A 17,119-nucleotide genomic window follows, 5' to 3' on the forward strand; every position below is an offset into this window, starting at 1 on the left:
GCTTAAAAAGTGACGCCCATTTTGATACTGAGTTCCGGATGCTGATCGACATACTTCATGTAGCTTTCCGGGCTGGAGGTGAAGGTCACGACCGGGTCAATCAGATCGTCGCAGTTGAGATAACCGTTCATCAGCAATTCCCAGCAGGTCTCCTCGATACGCTTGCGGCTCCAGCGCGGGTAGTCCGGGTTGGGTTCGCTGCAGGCGCGGGAGAAAACAATCTTCGCGTTATTGAAGTGTGCTTCGCGGCCGAGGTTGAAACCCGCGGCAAATGGTTTAGCGAACGCAACGTAGGAGATGGTGCCGCCGTAGGCAAGTCCACGCAGCGCAGACTGCAGTGCATCCGCAAAACCGCTGGTCTCGATGATCACGTCCGCGCCCTGCTTGCCGGTCAGCTTTTTAATTTCCAGACCCACATCGGTACCGATTGGGTTCAGACAGTGATCTGCGCCATGACGACGAGCGATCTCACAGCGGTGCTCGATAGGATCGACACCGATGACCACTGACGCACCGGCTTTTTTTGCCAGCTGAATGGCAATCTGTCCGATGGCGCCCAGACCGACCACCACCACAAAGTCGCCTACACGGACATTGGCATCACGCACGCCGCTCATGGCGAACTGCGCCGGATCGTAGCAAACAGCGTTTTTCCAGGATGCGCCCTGCGGCATTTTGCGCAGCTTGTAGTTGTTAACCGCATTGACAATGACCGTCTCCTGCAGTGGACCATAGCAACAGACGCTGTCGCCTGGCTGGTATTCCGTTACGTCAGCACCACATTCAATAATGTCGCCGACGATCATGTTCCCCAGCTGGAATTTACCGAATTCGATACCGCGCGCAGCGCCCTCTTCACGCGGCGTAAACATCTGCCACTCCGCGTTGAACTCTTCATCAATAAACGGGCTTGCCGCACGGAAATCCACAACTTCGGTACCGTGTTTTGGTGCACCAAAACGGGCACGAATTTTCACTTCATGTGCTTCCACAGCACGATCTTCATATTCCACGAGCGCCGCCACGCGAGGCGCTGTCGCAACTAACTTTTTCATAACTTGCTCCTGATAAAAAATTGGCCGCCTCAGCCCTTAACGCCACCGGCGGTCAAACCACTTTTAATAAAACGTTCAGAAAGTGCGTACATGATGACCACCGGAAGCGCCGTCACCAGCGATGCCGCCATCATGCGACCCCAGATATAATCTGGTGTGCTAAAGAGCGTGTTCAGCCCGACCGGCAGCGTAAAGTTGCTGGCGCTGGACAGGAAAATGGAGGCAAACAGGTAGTCGTTCCATGCCACCATGAAGCAGTAAACAAACACCGACACGAGTCCGGAAATCGCCAGCGGCACGGTAATGCGGAATATGATTTGCAGGCGGTTCAGACCATCCATCATCGCGGCCTCTTCTATTTCGTCCGGGATGGTGTCGAAATAGCTGCGCAGCATGAATACCGCCGTAGGCAATGTCTGGGTCACCATGGTGATGATCAGCGCCAGTTCCGTGTCATAAATGCCGAGCGCGGTGATGATCTTGAACAGCGGCACCACCAGCAAAATCCCGGAGAACATATAGACGGTGTAGAAGCTCGCATTGATCGTCGTGCGTCCTTTAAAACGCAGTTTCGACAAGGCGTAAGCCCCCAGCGTGCCAAGGAACACCGCAATCACCGACGAGGTCAGCGATACCACCATGCTGTTGCGGAAGTAATCCACAAACGGGAAGATCAGCGGGTTAAAGATGTCGACATAATGCTGAAGCGTCCACGCCTGCGGCAAAATGGTCGGGTGCAGCGATATAGCCTCTTTCGCGCTCTTAAACGACGTCATCAGCATCACGAAGAACGGGAACAGCGTGATGATCAGAAATACCGCCAGCCCCAGATAAAAACCAATACGGCTAAGTACGCGTTTATTTGTTGCCATTGAGGTTTACCCTTTTTCTGGTCAGCAGAATCACAGCGAAGATGATCACAAACAGCACCACAGAAATTGCTGCTGCTTTACCCAAATCATTGAATGCGAATGCGGTTTTATAGAGATAGACGCCTAAAATATCGACCTTCGTGGTCAGCAGGTAGACATCCGCAAACATGTAGAACATCCAGATGGTTCGCAGCGTCACCACCGTAGCCAGCACTGGCATGATGGCGGGCAACGTCACGATACGAAAACGCTGCCAGGCGTTAGCCCCGTCCATCTCTGCGGCTTCGTACAACGATTTGTCGATGGTCTGCAAAATCGCCAGGAATGAAATGAAGGCGTACGGGAAGTAGCGCCAGATGGCGAACAGCACGACCAACACAAAGCTACTGCCGGGGTTGTCGAACCACAGCGGTGCCTGGTCATAAAGGTGCAGCAGATCAACGCCCAGGTAGTTCACAATGCCGTAGCCGTTGTTGAACATATATTTCCAGGCAAACACCAGGGAAATAGACGGCGTCACGTAGGATAAAATCACCAGTGAACGTGCCGTTTTGCGCATCCGAAATTCGCGATTAAAGAAGATCGCCACGGCCAGCCCCAGCCCGGTGCTGCCCATCACCACCAGCGCCGTGTACCAGAACGTCATCCACAGCGAGTGCCAGAATGCCGCATCACTGAGGATGCGAATGTAATTGTCCAGCCCAACAAACACAGCGCTAATGCGCGGGTTAAGCGGCAGTCGTAAGAAACTGATTTCAATATTGGAAATCATTGGCCAGGCCACCAGGCCCCCCAGCAAAATCAGGCTGGGGGCCAACAGCAGCATGGCGAAAGGCATATCTGATCGACCAGAAAACAACGTCTTCATAATTTCCTTCCGCAAAGCGCTCCTATCGTTGTGAAATCAGGTCAGCCAGTCGCTTCTGGCTATTGCTGAGCGTGGCGCTGAGATCTTGTTTACCCACCGTGACGTTATGCACCATGGAACTGATAATGCCGGACCCGGTGACATCGCCCATTCGGGTGAAGTTTTTGTCGCCCACTGCGCCAAACACCTGCACATTTGGGAACTGAGCAATCAGCTCATAAGGCAGTTGCCCAAACGCTTTAATGACCTCGTTGTTTTTCCAGGTATCCGTACCTACCACCAGCTTGTTCACCGGCAGCGCCGCACCAGGCGACATCATGACCCAGTCGGTTGCGTTTTGAGCCTGCTCCATCCACGTCACAAACTTTTCAGCCGCCTGCGTTTCACCTTCAGATTGCCCCGTGGTGATCGTCAGCGATGTGATCATGCCGTAGACTGCAGAGGTCTTTTCGGTAGGGACCACGAAGCCAAGATTGGCAGGGTTTCCATCCTGGAATACCGCAGGCAGGATGTAGGTGGAATAAACCGCCATCGGTGCGGAACCGTTCATGAAGGCATCTTTGATCTCCATGACGTCGTTCGAGCCCGGCATAGTGGTCGCGGCCAGCGCTTTATAAAAAGAGAGCGCTTTCGCCATCTCAGGGGTATCGATTTCGACGTTCCCGTTGACATCAAAAACGTTCGCGCCGCCGGAAAGTGCAAACTGGGAGAATGCCTGCTCGGTCATGACGCTTTCCGCGGTAGGCAGCGCAATGCCGTAATGTTTTTTGGCCGGGTCGTTAAGTTTCTCACTGGCCTTCAGCAGTTGTTCCCAGTTGTGGGGCTCCTCAATACCCGCAGCAGCCAGCACATCTTTGTGATACCAGACGCCGGACAGCCAGGCACTCATTGGCACGCCCGTCCAGGCGGTACCGTCTTCGGTACGGACTACGCGCAGGATCCCGTCATAGAAGGTGTTTTCGCCTACCGCTTTAATGGCTTCGCCAATCGCTTTGCGATCCAGCAGCTGTTCCTTATCCATGACTTTTGCGTAATCATGGCTGACTTCAATCACCTCAGGCAGCGCCCCGGTTCTCGCGAGCGTAATCACCTTGGTGTTGTAGGCGTCTTCTTCCACCGGCACCTGTTTCACCGTGATGCCAGGGTTCTCTTTTTCAAATTTCTCGATCAGTTTCGTAATAACCGCCTGACGCTCCTGCTCTACTGAAGAGTGCATAAACTCAATGGTCACAGCAGACGCTTTATCATCCTTACAGCCTGATAACAGGGCGCACGAAACCAGTGCTGATAACAGCACAATTTTGGGCATTTTCATTTAAGGGTCCTTTTTTAGTTTTCTTTAATCCACATAACCTGCCATGGATTGAGGGTCAGTTCCGTACCGTCAATAGCCTGTCCTGATAGCAATTCCACACCGGAAAGCGCTTCCTCATAAACGGTATGAACATTATGACTAAAATTAAATAGCGCGGTAATTCTTTCACCATTCTCAGCCACGCGAACAATTTTAAGAATCTGTTCATCAAGTGATTCAAACATTGCCTGAGCATCAGGATGAAATGCGCGTTCCCCACGACGAATAGCAATAAGCTCGCTTAAACGGGAATAGATTTTATGACGAATGCTTTGTTTATTATTGAGCTCAAGGTCAACCTGACCGGCGGTGTATTTCTTGCGGTTTATCGCGCGGTTATAACCGAGGCGTTCAACGCCTTCATAATCGTTACGCGAGCCAAGAATGCTTTGAATATAAACGGCAGGTACGCCCGGGAAACTCAGCAGTACAGCATGCGCCAGAATAAACCGCGCAATACGTTCATCATCCGGGCTGTCTTGCGAGCTTAATGCGTCCAGATAGGTCACATTGATTTCGTAAGGACTGCGCGTTCCGTCAGGATTATTTTTCCAGTTAACCAGCGCCCCTTCCTGCTGAAGTTTTTCAACCAGTGACAGTATTTCTGACTCCGGAAGAATGCCGCGTAACGGGTTCAGGCCGATACCGTCATGAGACGCCAGGAAGTTGAACCAGGTCGTTTTTGTTGAAGGCAGCGCCAGCGACCCCGCCCACTGGCAAAGCGCTTTTACATCCTGACGATGAACAGCATGCAGCACCAGCGGTGGCAAGGAGAACTGATAGACCATCTGGGCTTCATTTTCACCATCACCGAAGTACGAGATATTGTCTTTATGCGGGACGTTTGTCTCGGTAATGATCACCGTGCCGGGTGCCACAGCGTCGGTAATCGCACGGAAAAGCTGGATAAGGCAGTGTGTCTGCTCAAGATGGATGCAGCTGGTTCCTGGAATCTTCCACATAAACCCAACGGCGTCGAGGCGAATGTAACGCGCCCCTTCCGCCAGGTAATGGAGCAGTACGTCAACCATCGCAATCAGTACCTGAGGCGAGGCGAAGTTGAGATCGATCTGGTCATCACTGAACGTGGTCCAAAGATGACGCACGCTTCCATCATGCAGCTTAAATGGCGTCAGCAGCGGTAATGCGCGAGGGCGCGTCACGGCAGATAAATCAGTTTCAGGATCGACAGAAATAAAGAAATCGTCAAAGCCCGGCTTCTGCGCAAGATAATTAGCAAACCATTCACTTTTTGCTGACATATGGTTGCACACGAAGTCAAACATTAAGCTGGCAGACTGTTTTAATTCAGCAACATCCTGCCAGCTTCCGGTTTCAGGCGCGACGCTGTGGTAATCAATAACGGAAAATCCGTCATCAGAGGACCACGGATAAAAAGGTAAAAGATGGACATGGGAAAACGTGCGGGCAAGCCATTCATTATAAAAGCAGGTAAACACTGGCAACGCTTTCTCCCCTTTCGCGGAGAACTGGTCGGCGTAAGTAATCAGGACAACATCTTTTTCATCCCAGCCTGATTTGCGCTTTTCTGTAATATCAATAGCGGCTTGCTCAAGCTTTGATAATAACACGTCTAAATGTGCGTTAGAAAATGATTCACCGTAGATATGATTGATAAGTTTTTTAATTTTTGCGTTCACTTTATTTTCCATGGTAGCGGTCCCACGAAGGGCAATCTACTCCCATGAAAAATATCTGTCAACGAAGCGGGAGGCTGAAAAACGCAATTCCAAAGCGGCTCTGCTCAGTATTGTGAGCTGCCGCAAAGAAAGCACATTAAAGGGAGGGAAATGTTTGAGCTGACGCCAGCCCCTCACAGGGAAAGTGGGGGCTGACGCGCGTGTGAATTAGCGGGATAAGTAACGGCGCGATAGCCGTTTTGCCACTTTTTGCAGCATTGGTTCGAGCGCTACGGCCAGCAACATTCTGACCGGCTTACGGGCAACAGATTTGATCGCCCAACCCGCCACACCTGCCGGGCCGTAACGTAATGCCGTCATCAGAACCAGCTTACCTGCGATTTTCAGGCCGGGTTTTACCTTCTGACCGGCCTGTTGCCAGTTTTGCTTCATATAAATTCTCTCTTAAAGCTGACGAAAACGACTTCTCAGCGTAAAGGTATCCGACGTCACATAACGTTCCATTTCACGCAACCGCTTCTCCCCTGCGGCCAGTTGCTCGTCAACCGCGTTCAGAAGATCGTTACTGGTTGGCGCACTTTCTGCGACCAGTTCCCCGTCGGGCATGGGATCAAGGACAAATGACAGAACGATGTATGCCACGAACGTGATAAACGCCAGACCGAAGAAAATAGACAGTACCGTCACCACACGAACCAGTTTTACCGGAACGTCAAGATAGTGTGCCAGCCCGGCACAAACGCCACGCACCATCCCCTGCTGTGGGATTCGCCACAACTTTTTGTTCAGATTCAGTCCGGTCATTAACGATCCCTCCAGTTTGGATGTTCTGCATCCAGGATCGCTTCCAGCGCCTGAATGCGGTCACGCATCTTATTCGCCTGTTCGGTAAGCTGCGCAAGGCGTTGCTGTTCACTCTGGGAAAGATCGCCTTGTGAAGAACGGTTGCTGTAGTGCAGCCATAGCCAAATCGGCAAAACAAACAGCACGAAAATCGTCAGGGGAATGGCCAGAAAAAGCGCGCTCATGTGTACTCCTTGTCTTAGGATGCATAGCGGCACGCTCAGGTGCCGCAACAGTATTATTGGTTATCTTGCTTCATTTTGGCTTTCAATGCCGCCAGCTGCTCGCTGATTTCATCGTCCGCTTTCAGGTCGGCAAACTGTTGATCCAGTGAATTTTGCTTCCCGATGCTGTGGCTTTCTGCTTCCGCTTCCATCTGATCGATGCGACGCTCAAAAGACTCAAATCGCGCCATGGCCTCATCCAGCTTGCCGCTGTCCAGCTGACGGCGTACGTCGCGGGAAGAGCTGGCCGCCTGATGACGCAGCGACAGCGCCTGCTGACGTGCGCGGGTTTCGCTCAGTTTATTTTCGAGCTCACCAATCTCTTTTTTCATGCGGGTGAGCGTGTCATCCACCAGCGTCACTTCATGCTCAAGCGTCGCGACCATGTCCGTCAGCTTCTGTTTTTCAATCAGCGCCGCACGAGCCAGATCTTCTTTATCTTTACGCAGGGCGAGTTCCGCTTTTTCCTGCCATTCATTGAGCTGGGCGGTAGCCTGCTCAATCCGGCGCGTTAACTGTTTTTTCTCAGCAAGCGCGCGAGCAGAGGTAGAACGCACTTCAACCAGCGTGTCTTCCATCTCCTGAATCATCAGACGCACCAGCTTCTGCGGGTCTTCCGCCTTTTCCAGCAGTGAGTTGATGTTGGCGTTCACGATGTCGGCAAAACGAGAAAAAATACCCATAATAAAAATCCTCTTATTTCTGTGGTCGGGCAATGCCCTGCTGTTGAGATAATACAATTCCCGTGCCAGTTTTTTATCCTATTGATTTTGCTTGATGTGTTTGATTTATACGCAATGAAGAACTATGCTGACCTGGTGAATATCGCTAAGGAGTGGTTAATTTCATCATGGCTGGATACAAAGACAATTTACTCGGGGAAGCAAACAGCTTTCTGGAGGTGCTGGAACAGGTGTCCCGCCTTGCACCGCTCAACAAGCCGGTGCTGATTATCGGCGAGCGCGGCACGGGTAAGGAACTGATTGCCAACCGCCTGCACTATTTATCCGGACGCTGGGACGGCCCCTTTATCTCGTTAAACTGCGCGGCGCTGAATGAAAACCTGCTCGATACAGAGCTTTTCGGCCACGAAGCAGGCGCCTTTACCGGCGCCCAGAAGCGCCATCCGGGACGGTTTGAGCGCGCCGACGGCGGTACGCTGTTTCTTGATGAACTCGCCACCGCGCCCATGCTGGTCCAGGAAAAACTGCTGCGCGTCATTGAGTATGGCGAACTGGAGCGCGTCGGCGGTAGCCAGCCGCTACAGGTTAACGTGCGTCTGGTGTGCGCCACCAACGCCAATCTGCCGGAGAGGGTCGCGGAGGAGAAATTCAGGGCCGATCTGCTTGACCGCCTGGCCTTTGACGTTGTTCAGCTTCCCCCCCTGCGCGAGCGAAGAAGTGATATTATGCTGCTCGCAGACCAGTTTGCGATTCAGATGTGCCGCGAGCTCGGCCTGCCTCTGTTCCCCGGCTTCAGCGATTATGCAAAGGAGACACTACTGGCCTATCACTGGCCGGGAAATATTCGCGAACTGAAAAACGTCGTGGAGCGCTCTGTCTACCGCCACGGCAGCAGCGAGGCGGAACTGGATAACATCATTATCGATCCTTTTCAGCGTCATGCGCCGCCGGTCACCGCCCCCTCATCGTCTGACCACGCCCCCGCCCTCCCTCTTGATTTACGTCAGTTCCAGCACGACCAGGAACAACAATTGCTGGAGCAAAGCCTGAAGACGGCGAAATATAACCAGAAACGGGCGGCTGAACTCCTGGGTCTGACCTACCATCAGTTACGGGCATTGCTCAAAAAGCATCAAATGCGCTGACAATATCGGCACTTACCCGCAGACATTTTTACGAAGCAGGCGTAAGTGCGATACACTTTGCAGATCGAACCTAAAAACCTTAAAAATTATGCGTCTGGTTTTATCGTCCTTTTTTGCACTCGGTCTGTTCAGCAGCATGGCTTTTGCCGCGCCGGGGCAGACTTCGCAGCCTGACATCCGTGACAGTGGCTTCGTCTATTGCGTGAGCGGCCAGGTGGATACCTTCAACCCGCAAAAAGCGGGCAGCGGCCTGATTGTCGATACGCTTGCCGCGCAATTGTATGACCGTCTGCTTGATGTCGACCCGTACACCTACCGTCTGGTCCCTGAGCTTGCGGAAAGCTGGGAAGTGCTGGACAACGGTGCCACCTACCGCTTCCACCTGCGCAATGATGTCGCGTTTCAGCGCACGCCCTGGTTTACCCCCACGCGCAAGCTGAATGCGGACGATGTGGTCTTTACCTTCCAGCGGATCTTTAATCGCAATCATCCGTGGCATAACGTCAACGGGGATCATTTCCCTTACTTCGACAGTTTGCAGTTTGCCGACACGGTTAAGAGCGTGCGTAAGCTGGATAACCGAACGGTTGAATTTACGCTAACGCGCCCGGATGCCTCCTTCCTCTGGCATCTGGCAACCCACTATGCGTCCGTCATGTCTGCTGAATATGCGTCGCAGCTTGCGAAAAAAGATCGCCAGGAGTTGCTCGATCGCCAGCCGGTGGGCACCGGTCCGTTCCAGCTGGCGGAATACCGTGCGGGGCAATATATACGCCTGCAGCGTCATGAACATTTCTGGCGCGGCACGCCGCTGATGCCGCAGGTGGTGGTTGACCTCGGCTCTGGCGGAACGGGACGTCTCTCAAAACTGCTCACCGGGGAATGTGACGTGCTCGCCTGGCCTGCCGCCAGCCAGCTCACTATTTTGCGTGACGATCCGCGTCTGCGTCTGACGCTACGCCCGGGAATGAACATCGCTTATCTGGCCTTTAACACGGATAAGCCGCCGTTGAACAACCCTGCCGTCCGTCATGCCCTGGCGCTGGCGATTAACAACCAGCGTCTGATGCAGTCGATCTACTACGGCACGGCGGAAACCGCGGCCTCTATTTTACCGCGCGCCTCGTGGGCCTACGACGGTGAAGCTAAAATTACTGAATACAATCCGGCAAAAGCACGCGAACAACTGAAAGCGCTGGGCGCGGAAAACCTCACCCTCCAGCTTTGGGTGCCGACCAGTTCCCAGGCGTGGAACCCGAGCCCGCTGAAAACGGCCGAACTGTTGCAGGCAGATATGGCACAGGTGGGCGTCAAGGTGATCATCGTGCCGGTTGAGGGCCGTTTCCAGGAGGCGCGCCTGATGGACATGAATCACGATCTCACGCTGACCGGCTGGGCTACCGACAGTAACGACCCGGACAGTTTTTTCCGGCCGCTGCTGAGCTGTGCGGCGATCAACTCGCAGACCAACTACGCTCACTGGTGTAACCGGGAGTTTGACGCCGTGCTGCAAAAAGCGCTCTCTTCCCAACAGTTGGCCTCACGCATCGATGCTTATGATGAAGCGCAGAAAATCCTCGCCGAGGAGTTGCCCGTGCTGCCGCTGGCCTCTTCCCTGCGTCTCCAGGCCTATCGCTATGATATTAAAGGTCTAGTGCTGAGTCCGTTCGGCAATGCCTCGTTCGCGGGCGTCTCGCGCGAAAAAGAACAAGAGGTGAAAAAACCATGATTATTTTTACCTTGCGCCGACTCCTGCTGCTGCTGGTGACGCTCTTTCTGCTGACCTTTGTCGGTTTCAGCCTGAGCTATTTTACGCCGCACGCCCCGCTTCAGGGCTCATCGTTGTGGGATGCCTGGCTGTTCTGGTTTAACGGTCTGCTGCACTGGGATTTCGGTGTGTCCAGCATCAACGGGCAGCTTATCTCCGACCAGTTGAAAGAGGTTTTTCCGGCCACGATGGAGCTGTGCATTCTGGCCTTCGGTTTTGCCCTGATGGTGGGGATCCCCGTGGGTATGCTGGCCGGGATCTATCGCAACAAATGGCAGGATAAGTTCATCAGCGCCCTCGCCCTGTTAGGCTTCTCCATCCCGGTATTCTGGCTGGCGCTGCTGTTAACGCTCTTCTTCTCACTGACGATGGGCTGGCTACCAGTCTCGGGCCGCTTCGACCTGCTCTATACGGTGAAATCGGTGACGGGTTTTGCCATTATTGACGCCTGGCTGTCCGATTCAGTGTGGCGTCATGAGATGATCGTCAGCGCCGTGCGCCATATGGTGTTGCCGGTACTGACGCTGGCCGTCGCCCCGACCACGGAAGTGATTCGCCTGATGCGCCTGAGCACCATCGAGGTGTTTGACCAGAACTATGTCAAAGCCGCCGCCACGCGGGGTTTGTCACGCCTGACCATTCTGCGCCGCAACGTTCTCCATAACGCGCTACCGCCGGTGATTCCGCGTCTGGGGCTGCAGTTCTCCACCATGCTCACTCTGGCGATGATCACCGAGATGGTCTTTAGCTGGCCAGGGCTGGGACGATGGATGATCAACGCTATTCGCCAGCAGGACTACGCCGCTATTTCAGCGGGTGTGATGGTGATTGGTTCGCTGGTGATTATTGTTAACGTGTTGTCCGATATTTTGGGTGCGATGGCTAACCCGTTGAAGCATAAGGAATGGTATGCCTTACGATAACGTATACAGTGAAAAGCGCACACCCGGTGCGCTGCGTACCGTGTGGCGTAAGTTCTATGGTGACACCACGGCGATGATCGGCCTTTATGGCTGCGCCGGGCTGGTATTACTCTGCCTCTTTGGCTCGTGGTTTGCCCCGTATGGCATTGACCAGCAGTTCCTCGGCTATCAGCTTCTGCCGCCTTCCTGGTCACGCTACGGCGAAGTCTCTTTCTTCCTCGGCACCGACGACCTCGGACGTGACGTATTGAGCCGCCTGTTAAGCGGCGCTGCTCCGACGGTGGGTGGCGCATTTGTGGTCACGCTTGCGGCGACAGTCTGTGGACTGGCGCTCGGTATTTTTGCGGGATCCACGCATGGCCTGCGTTCGGCGGTACTGAACCACATTCTGGACACCCTGCTGTCGATTCCGTCTCTGCTGCTGGCAATCATTGTGGTTGCTTTTGCCGGACCGCATCTGTCGCATGCGATGTTTGCCGTCTGGCTGGCAATCCTGCCCCGCATCGTGCGCTCGGTTTACAGCATGGTGCATGACGAGCTGGAAAAAGAGTATGTCGTCGCCGCCCGTCTGGACGGCGCGACCACCTTCAACATCCTGTGGTTTGCCGTTCTGCCGAATATCGCCGCCGGGCTGGTCACCGAGATCACCCGTGCGCTGTCGATGGCGATTCTCGATATTGCTGCGCTCGGCTTCCTCGACCTTGGCGCCCAGTTGCCGTCACCTGAATGGGGCGCAATGCTCGGTGACGCGCTGGAGTTAATCTACGTGGCACCGTGGACAGTGATGCTGCCGGGGGCGGCGATTATGGTGAGCGTGTTGCTGATCAACCTGCTGGGCGACGGTATTCGCCGTGCAATTAACGCGGGGGTGCAATAATGCCACTTCTTGATATCCGCAACCTCACCATCGAATTCAAAACCGGTGAAGGCTGGGTTAAGGCCGTCGATCGCATCAGTATCACGCTTGCTGAGGGTGAAATTCGCGGGCTGGTGGGGGAATCTGGCTCAGGAAAAAGCCTGATCGCCAAAGCTATCTGCGGCGTGGCGAAAGACAACTGGCGCGTAACCGCCGATCGTATGCGCTTCGACGACATTGACCTGCTGCGCCTCTCCCCGCGCGAGCGGCGTAAGCTGGTTGGTCACAACGTCTCGATGATCTTCCAGGAGCCGCAATCCTGTCTCGATCCGTCCGAGCGCGTGGGTAAACAGCTCATGCAGAACATCCCCGGCTGGACCTATAAAGGCCGCTGGTGGCAGCGTTTCGGCTGGCGTAAACGTCGCGCCATCGAACTGTTGCACCGCGTCGGTATCAAAGATCATAAAGACGCGATGCGCAGCTTCCCGTATGAGCTTACCGACGGTGAATGTCAGAAGGTGATGATTGCTATCGCGCTGGCTAATCAGCCGCGCTTGCTGATTGCAGATGAACCCACCAACGCGATGGAGCCGACCACGCAGGCGCAAATTTTCCGCCTGCTGTCACGTCTGAACCAGAATAACAACACCACCATTTTGCTGATCAGCCATGACCTGCAGATGTTAAGCAAATGGGCGGACAAAATTGATGTGATGTACTGCGGGCAAACGGTCGAAACCGCCCCCAGCGAAGACCTGATCAACGCCCCGCATCATCCGTATACGCAGGCGCTTATCCGGGCTATTCCTGATTTTGGCAGTGCCATGCCGCACAAGAGCCGCCTGAATACCTTGCCAGGGGCGATTCCGCTGCTGGAATCCTTGCCGATAGGCTGCCGTCTTGGGCCTCGTTGCCCGTATGCTCAGCGTAAATGTATTGAGACACCACGCCTGACCGGCGCCAAAAATCATCTTTACGCCTGTCATTTCCCGCTGAACATGGAGAGAGAGTGAAATGGTCGAAACCTTACTGGAAGTCCGCAACCTGAGTAAGACCTTTCGCTATCGTACGGGGCTGTTTCATCGTCAGACTGTCGAGGCGGTAAAGCCGCTAAGTTTTACCCTGCGTGAAAAACAGACGCTGGCGATTATTGGCGAAAACGGCTCCGGGAAATCGACGCTGGCGAAGATGCTTGCCGGCATGGTAGAGCCTACCGCTGGAGAAGTGTTGATTGACGATCATCCTCTGTCGTTTGGGGATTACTCTTTCCGCAGCCAGCGTATCCGCATGATCTTCCAGGATCCGTCAACCTCGCTCAATCCTCGCCAGCGTATTTCGCAGATTCTGGATTTTCCTCTGCGTTTGAACACCGAGCTGGAGCCCGAGGCGCGACGAAAGCGCGTCTTTGAAACCCTGCGCATGGTGGGACTGTTACCGGATCACGAAAGCTACTATCCCCATATGCTGGCCCCCGGCCAGAAACAGCGCCTGGGTCTGGCGCGCGCATTGATTTTGCGCCCGAAGGTAATCATTGCCGACGAAGCGCTTGCCTCGCTGGATATGTCGATGCGGTCGCAACTGATTAACCTGATGCTGGAGTTGCAGGAAAAACAGGGTATCTCCTATATCTACGTTACCCAACATCTCGGAATGATGAAGCACATCAGCGACCAGGTGATGGTGATGCACCAGGGGGAAGTTGTCGAGCGTGGCAGCACGGCGGATGTGATGGCTTCTCCGCTTCATGAGCTGACGAAACGACTGATTGCCGGTCATTTCGGTGAAGCGCTGACCGCCGATGCGTGGAGAAAGGACCGCTAAGCACAACGGTAACCCCCCCGCTAAATCAAGGATTAAATAACCTGCGTACGTTATTTAATCCTTTTAATTTTCGTCTCCATCCTTGCTCCATATTTTTCGCAATATCCATCAACAGTTCTTCTCCAGAATATCAGGACATTACGGAGGAGAAAAAATGATCACCGCCACTTATGTTCTAAAATACACAGAGTATCTCATCAGAAAATGTCGTTCATTTTTAATGACGGACCTGCACTTCCATACTGTGAGGCTCAGGAGAACAACCGGGAAAACCCCTGACATTAAATCACCCTCGACGTTGAGTGAAAAAATATGCCATCGTCTGGTCTATGACCATAATAACGTCTATACAATGCTTGCCGATAAACTCGCCGTTCGGGAATACGTTTCTTCCAGAACTACGCGCGTGAAAACGGTGCCATTACTTGGTGTTTATACCAGGGCGTCGCAAATTGATTTTTCAGTACTTCCTGACAAATTCGTCCTTAAGTGCAACCATGACAGTGGTAGCACAATAATATGTACCGACAAAGCGCACTTTAATGACAGGGAAGCCTGTAAAAAACTGAGCCTCGCGTTAAAGAAAAATCTGTACTACACCACACGCGAATGGCAGTACAAAAACATTACGCCGAGTATACTTTGCGAGCCATTTGTCGATCTCTTCGACGATGCTGACAGGAATACAACGCCCGAAATGTTGAGGATCCATTGCTTTCATGGCGTTGCCCACTATGTTGAAGCGGATTTTACGGATGATAACGGGAAAGGGTTTATCAACGTTTATGACAGGCACTGGAACTTACAACCTTTCCAGATGGAATATCCGAATACTTCAGCAGATCCTGGCGAACCGCTTTTATTCCGAGAAGCATTGTTGGCCTCCCAGGAGCTGGCGCAGGGAATTGATTACTGCCGCGTTGATCTTATGCTAAAAAAAGATGAAATCTATTTCAGTGAAATAACCCTAAGCCCGAGACGCGGTAAACTGACGATTACCCCACAGGAATGGGATGCTAAGCTAGGACAAATATGGCATTTATCGCCAGCAAGCACATTTAATCTGCCGCTGAAACTCACGGGTCGGGCCAGGTGAGTTTAAATATTGAGTGGTTTTGCTTTGATAAGGTATAAGTGACATCGCCACCATGGGCCAGCATGATGGCTTTTACCACAGATAAGCCTAAACCACACCCTTCGGGATTCAATGCCCTGGCGCCATTATCCCGCTGAAAAGGCTGAAATAAAAAATCGTGGAAGGCCTCAGGGATGCCCGGTCCGCCATCCTGAATAAGAATATAATTGCCTTTATCAGACACGCCATTTTTGACAATGAGCGTCCGCGAGGTTGAATAGTGTAATGCGTTGTCAAAAAGAACGGCCAGACACTGGGTGATACGCAACGGATCGAACACACAACGCTGCTCCCTCAACGCTGTCTTTATCGTAAACTGATTACGTTTAAATTCGGGCATGAACGTATCAAGCGCGTCCTGTATTGTCCCTTTGAGATCCGTTCTGGATTTAGACAACGTATAACCCGCCCCACCGTCAGAGCTGACAACCCGTAGATCTTCAATCAGGCGGGTTAACCCTTCGGTCTGCCTGAGAAGATTATTAAAAAGCACCGGATCCGGTTCAAAAACGCCGTCTACCAGACCCTGGAGCCGCCCGCGTAAAATCGTGACCGGGGTTCTGAGTTCATGGGCAATGGCGGCATTCCAGGATTTACGCTGCATATCCAGCGTCTGCAGTTTTTCCGCCATTTCATTGAAATCCATGACCAGGTGATTGATCTCTCCCAGCCTGGAACTGGCACAATAAGCCCGGGCATCCAGTTGGCCCTGCGAAATTTTTTTCAGGCTGGACGCGACAGCGTTTAGCGGGGTGAGTATCCGCGAGGAAAGTTTGATCGTTAAAAAAACCGCGAATATTAGACTGATTGTTGTTGCTGTCCCGATCCACACCCAGTCCCACAGGGTCATCTGCTCGTCTTCCCCCGCAGCAGCGCCGCCGGGGAGGTGATCCAGAATAAAGGAGTAAAAAAACCAGGAGCCCAGTATGGAAATGGCAATGATCGTAAACGTCAGCAACATCATGTACGTTAAGATCTGACGACTCAGGACAGACTCTCTGTTCATTTTTTCTCCCCAAGCCGGTAACCCATGCCCCTGATGCTCTCAGGGACGCCGTAAAGCCCCGCGAGCTCAAGTTTTTTACGCAGCTTGCTCATATGGCTATCTACTGTTCTGTCGAGGGTATCACCTTCCGGAAGACATGCATTGAGTAACTCTTCGCGGGAGCAGACCTTTCGCGGATATCTGACCAGATACGTAAGAAGCTTAAATTCCGTCGTCGTTAACACCGGGGAGATCACTTCAGGTCCCACGGTAACCTCAACGTAGAAATCATCCGGATAGACCGTAATAAATGGCGTCCTGATAGGCGCGGCCCCCGCCTGCTGAATAGCGGGTTTGGTTCTGCGCAGCACCGCTTCAACCCGCGCGACAACTTCAGAAGGGTTAAAAGGCTTGATAACGTAATCATCCGCGCCAAGCCTCAGCCCCATGAGTTTATCTACGTCCTGATCGAGGGCAGAAACCATAATGACGGGCACGGAACTTTCCTGACGAAGCGTCGTGAGGACGCTCCAGCCGTCGCATACGGGCAGATGAATGTCCAGCAAGATGAGATCCGGTTTATGAAGGCGATTAAGCGCTATCGCCTGCTCGCCCTGTCTGGCCCTCAGCGTTTTCATCCCTGAACGCTCTAAGTAACTCATCAGTATTTCAGCAATGTCGTCTTCATCTTCAACAACAAGGATTAGAGTATTTTTGTTCATTTTATCTCCGCGGGTGAAATCCCTTTGAGCACGCTATCAGATATCTTTAGCACAATAAGACACAGCCTCCGGGAAAAAGTGCCGTAGCCATGAAAATTTCCAGCACTAATTTAAATGTCCGGCCATGCCTCCACACAGCCTACACATTCAGTCAATAAAGACTCGACAATGCCTGGCCAGAATAGCTATTCGGGCAGAACCCTT

The 17,119-nt window shown here is 53.0% G+C and carries 18 protein-coding genes; 7 read left to right on the top strand and 11 right to left on the bottom strand.

The genetic code is table 11. The features are described 5' to 3' along the window. Positions 1 to 2 precede the first annotated feature (2 nt). The 9 genes from ycjQ to pspA all read right to left on the bottom strand — a co-directional run bounded on the left by ycjQ (position 3) and on the right by pspA (position 7,560). Complete coding sequence (gene ycjQ, locus G0034_RS12295; protein WP_023338367.1) at positions 3 to 1,055, bottom strand: D-guloside 3-dehydrogenase; 1,053 nt, start codon at positions 1,053 to 1,055, stop codon at positions 3 to 5. 29 nt (positions 1,056 to 1,084) lie between these two features. After that, positions 1,085 to 1,927 (bottom strand): carbohydrate ABC transporter permease, encoded by an 843-nt coding sequence (locus G0034_RS12300; protein WP_014884056.1) that lies wholly within the window; start codon positions 1,925 to 1,927, stop codon positions 1,085 to 1,087. Further along, a complete protein-coding gene (locus G0034_RS12305) occupies positions 1,914 to 2,795 on the bottom strand; it encodes a carbohydrate ABC transporter permease (protein ID WP_014884057.1) in 882 nt (293 codons plus the stop codon). The genes G0034_RS12300 and G0034_RS12305 overlap by 14 nt, the downstream gene beginning before the upstream one ends. 22 nt (positions 2,796 to 2,817) lie before the next feature. Further along, positions 2,818 to 4,110: an ABC transporter substrate-binding protein gene (locus G0034_RS12310; RefSeq protein WP_045135280.1), complete on the bottom strand. Its 1,293-nt coding sequence runs from the start codon at positions 4,108 to 4,110 to the stop codon at positions 2,818 to 2,820. Between the two features lie 14 nt (positions 4,111 to 4,124). Next, positions 4,125 to 5,822, bottom strand: coding sequence for a sugar phosphorylase (locus G0034_RS12315; protein WP_063614325.1), 1,698 nt, complete (start codon positions 5,820 to 5,822; stop codon positions 4,125 to 4,127). A gap of 195 nt (positions 5,823 to 6,017) precedes the next feature. Next, positions 6,018 to 6,242 (bottom strand): phage shock protein PspD, encoded by a 225-nt coding sequence (gene pspD / locus G0034_RS12320; protein ID WP_023338371.1) that lies wholly within the window; start codon positions 6,240 to 6,242, stop codon positions 6,018 to 6,020. A 12-nt stretch (positions 6,243 to 6,254) separates the two neighbouring features. Further along, on the bottom strand, positions 6,255 to 6,614 hold the full coding sequence (gene pspC, locus G0034_RS12325; protein WP_045135282.1) for an envelope stress response membrane protein PspC: 360 nt from the start codon (positions 6,612 to 6,614) through the stop codon (positions 6,255 to 6,257). Further along, complete coding sequence (gene pspB / locus G0034_RS12330; RefSeq protein WP_014884062.1) at positions 6,614 to 6,838, bottom strand: envelope stress response membrane protein PspB; 225 nt, start codon at positions 6,836 to 6,838, stop codon at positions 6,614 to 6,616. The genes pspC and pspB overlap by 1 nt, the downstream gene beginning before the upstream one ends. Positions 6,839 to 6,891: 53 nt before the next feature. Beyond that, positions 6,892 to 7,560 carry a phage shock protein PspA gene (pspA, locus tag G0034_RS12335; RefSeq protein WP_045135283.1) on the bottom strand — a complete coding sequence of 223 codons (669 nt, stop codon included), beginning with the start codon at positions 7,558 to 7,560 and terminating at the stop codon, positions 6,892 to 6,894. A 167-nt stretch (positions 7,561 to 7,727) separates the two neighbouring features. Between pspA and pspF the strand changes: the two genes are divergently transcribed. The 7 genes from pspF (at position 7,728) to G0034_RS12370 (ending at position 15,169) form a co-directional block, all read left to right on the top strand. Then, positions 7,728 to 8,705, top strand: coding sequence for a phage shock protein operon transcriptional activator (pspF, locus tag G0034_RS12340; protein WP_023330538.1), 978 nt, complete (start codon positions 7,728 to 7,730; stop codon positions 8,703 to 8,705). Positions 8,706 to 8,793: 88 nt separating this feature from the next. Continuing rightward, positions 8,794 to 10,434: an ABC transporter substrate-binding protein SapA gene (gene sapA / locus G0034_RS12345; protein WP_014884065.1), complete on the top strand. Its 1,641-nt coding sequence runs from the start codon at positions 8,794 to 8,796 to the stop codon at positions 10,432 to 10,434. After that, complete coding sequence (sapB, locus tag G0034_RS12350) at positions 10,431 to 11,396, top strand: putrescine export ABC transporter permease SapB (RefSeq protein WP_014884066.1); 966 nt, start codon at positions 10,431 to 10,433, stop codon at positions 11,394 to 11,396. Before sapA ends, sapB begins: the two co-directional genes overlap by 4 nt. Then, positions 11,383 to 12,273 (top strand): putrescine export ABC transporter permease SapC, encoded by an 891-nt coding sequence (sapC, locus tag G0034_RS12355; protein WP_014884067.1) that lies wholly within the window; start codon positions 11,383 to 11,385, stop codon positions 12,271 to 12,273. Before sapB ends, sapC begins: the two co-directional genes overlap by 14 nt. Further along, positions 12,273 to 13,265 (top strand): putrescine export ABC transporter ATP-binding protein SapD, encoded by a 993-nt coding sequence (gene sapD, locus G0034_RS12360; protein ID WP_014884068.1) that lies wholly within the window; start codon positions 12,273 to 12,275, stop codon positions 13,263 to 13,265. Before sapC ends, sapD begins: the two co-directional genes overlap by 1 nt. Before the next feature lies 1 nt (position 13,266). Next, positions 13,267 to 14,073, top strand: a complete 807-nt coding sequence (gene sapF / locus G0034_RS12365) for a putrescine export ABC transporter ATP-binding protein SapF (RefSeq protein WP_023338375.1) — start codon at positions 13,267 to 13,269, stop codon at positions 14,071 to 14,073. A gap of 154 nt (positions 14,074 to 14,227) precedes the next feature. Beyond that, on the top strand, positions 14,228 to 15,169 hold the full coding sequence (locus G0034_RS12370; RefSeq protein ID WP_023330539.1) for an ATP-grasp fold amidoligase family protein: 942 nt from the start codon (positions 14,228 to 14,230) through the stop codon (positions 15,167 to 15,169). Here G0034_RS12370 and G0034_RS12375 read toward each other — a convergent pair. Beyond that, a complete protein-coding gene (locus G0034_RS12375) occupies positions 15,150 to 16,214 on the bottom strand; it encodes an ATP-binding protein (protein WP_032636303.1) in 1,065 nt (354 codons plus the stop codon). The two genes, G0034_RS12370 and G0034_RS12375, sit on opposite strands and share 20 nt — an antisense overlap. Beyond that, entirely contained in the window at positions 16,211 to 16,915 is a 705-nt protein-coding gene (locus G0034_RS12380) for a response regulator (RefSeq protein WP_023338377.1), read from the bottom strand. Before G0034_RS12380 ends, G0034_RS12375 begins: the two co-directional genes overlap by 4 nt. Positions 16,916 to 17,119 lie beyond the last annotated feature (204 nt).

The organism is Enterobacter sp. T2 (assembly GCF_010692925.1).
Lineage (GTDB): Bacteria > Pseudomonadota > Gammaproteobacteria > Enterobacterales > Enterobacteriaceae > Enterobacter > Enterobacter kobei.

Bases quoted from the DNA above. Each gene is read 5' to 3' on its own strand.
- ycjQ (WP_023338367.1), bottom strand. From the start codon at position 1,055: ATGAAAAAGTTAGTTGCGACAGCGCCTCGCGTGGCGGCGCTCGTGGAA.
- G0034_RS12300 (WP_014884056.1), bottom strand. From the start codon at position 1,927: ATGGCAACAAATAAACGCGTACTTAGCCGTATTGGTTTTTATCTGGGG.
- G0034_RS12305 (WP_014884057.1), bottom strand. From the start codon at position 2,795: ATGAAGACGTTGTTTTCTGGTCGATCAGATATGCCTTTCGCCATGCTG.
- G0034_RS12310 (WP_045135280.1), bottom strand. From the start codon at position 4,110: ATGAAAATGCCCAAAATTGTGCTGTTATCAGCACTGGTTTCGTGCGCC.
- G0034_RS12315 (WP_063614325.1), bottom strand. From the start codon at position 5,822: ATGGAAAATAAAGTGAACGCAAAAATTAAAAAACTTATCAATCATATC.
- pspD (WP_023338371.1), bottom strand. From the start codon at position 6,242: ATGAAGCAAAACTGGCAACAGGCCGGTCAGAAGGTAAAACCCGGCCTG.
- pspC (WP_045135282.1), bottom strand. From the start codon at position 6,614: ATGACCGGACTGAATCTGAACAAAAAGTTGTGGCGAATCCCACAGCAG.
- pspB (WP_014884062.1), bottom strand. From the start codon at position 6,838: ATGAGCGCGCTTTTTCTGGCCATTCCCCTGACGATTTTCGTGCTGTTT.
- pspA (WP_045135283.1), bottom strand. From the start codon at position 7,560: ATGGGTATTTTTTCTCGTTTTGCCGACATCGTGAACGCCAACATCAAC.
- pspF (WP_023330538.1), top strand. From the start codon at position 7,728: ATGGCTGGATACAAAGACAATTTACTCGGGGAAGCAAACAGCTTTCTG.
- sapA (WP_014884065.1), top strand. From the start codon at position 8,794: ATGCGTCTGGTTTTATCGTCCTTTTTTGCACTCGGTCTGTTCAGCAGC.
- sapB (WP_014884066.1), top strand. From the start codon at position 10,431: ATGATTATTTTTACCTTGCGCCGACTCCTGCTGCTGCTGGTGACGCTC.
- sapC (WP_014884067.1), top strand. From the start codon at position 11,383: ATGCCTTACGATAACGTATACAGTGAAAAGCGCACACCCGGTGCGCTG.
- sapD (WP_014884068.1), top strand. From the start codon at position 12,273: ATGCCACTTCTTGATATCCGCAACCTCACCATCGAATTCAAAACCGGT.
- sapF (WP_023338375.1), top strand. From the start codon at position 13,267: ATGGTCGAAACCTTACTGGAAGTCCGCAACCTGAGTAAGACCTTTCGC.
- G0034_RS12370 (WP_023330539.1), top strand. From the start codon at position 14,228: ATGATCACCGCCACTTATGTTCTAAAATACACAGAGTATCTCATCAGA.
- G0034_RS12375 (WP_032636303.1), bottom strand. From the start codon at position 16,214: ATGAACAGAGAGTCTGTCCTGAGTCGTCAGATCTTAACGTACATGATG.
- G0034_RS12380 (WP_023338377.1), bottom strand. From the start codon at position 16,915: ATGAACAAAAATACTCTAATCCTTGTTGTTGAAGATGAAGACGACATT.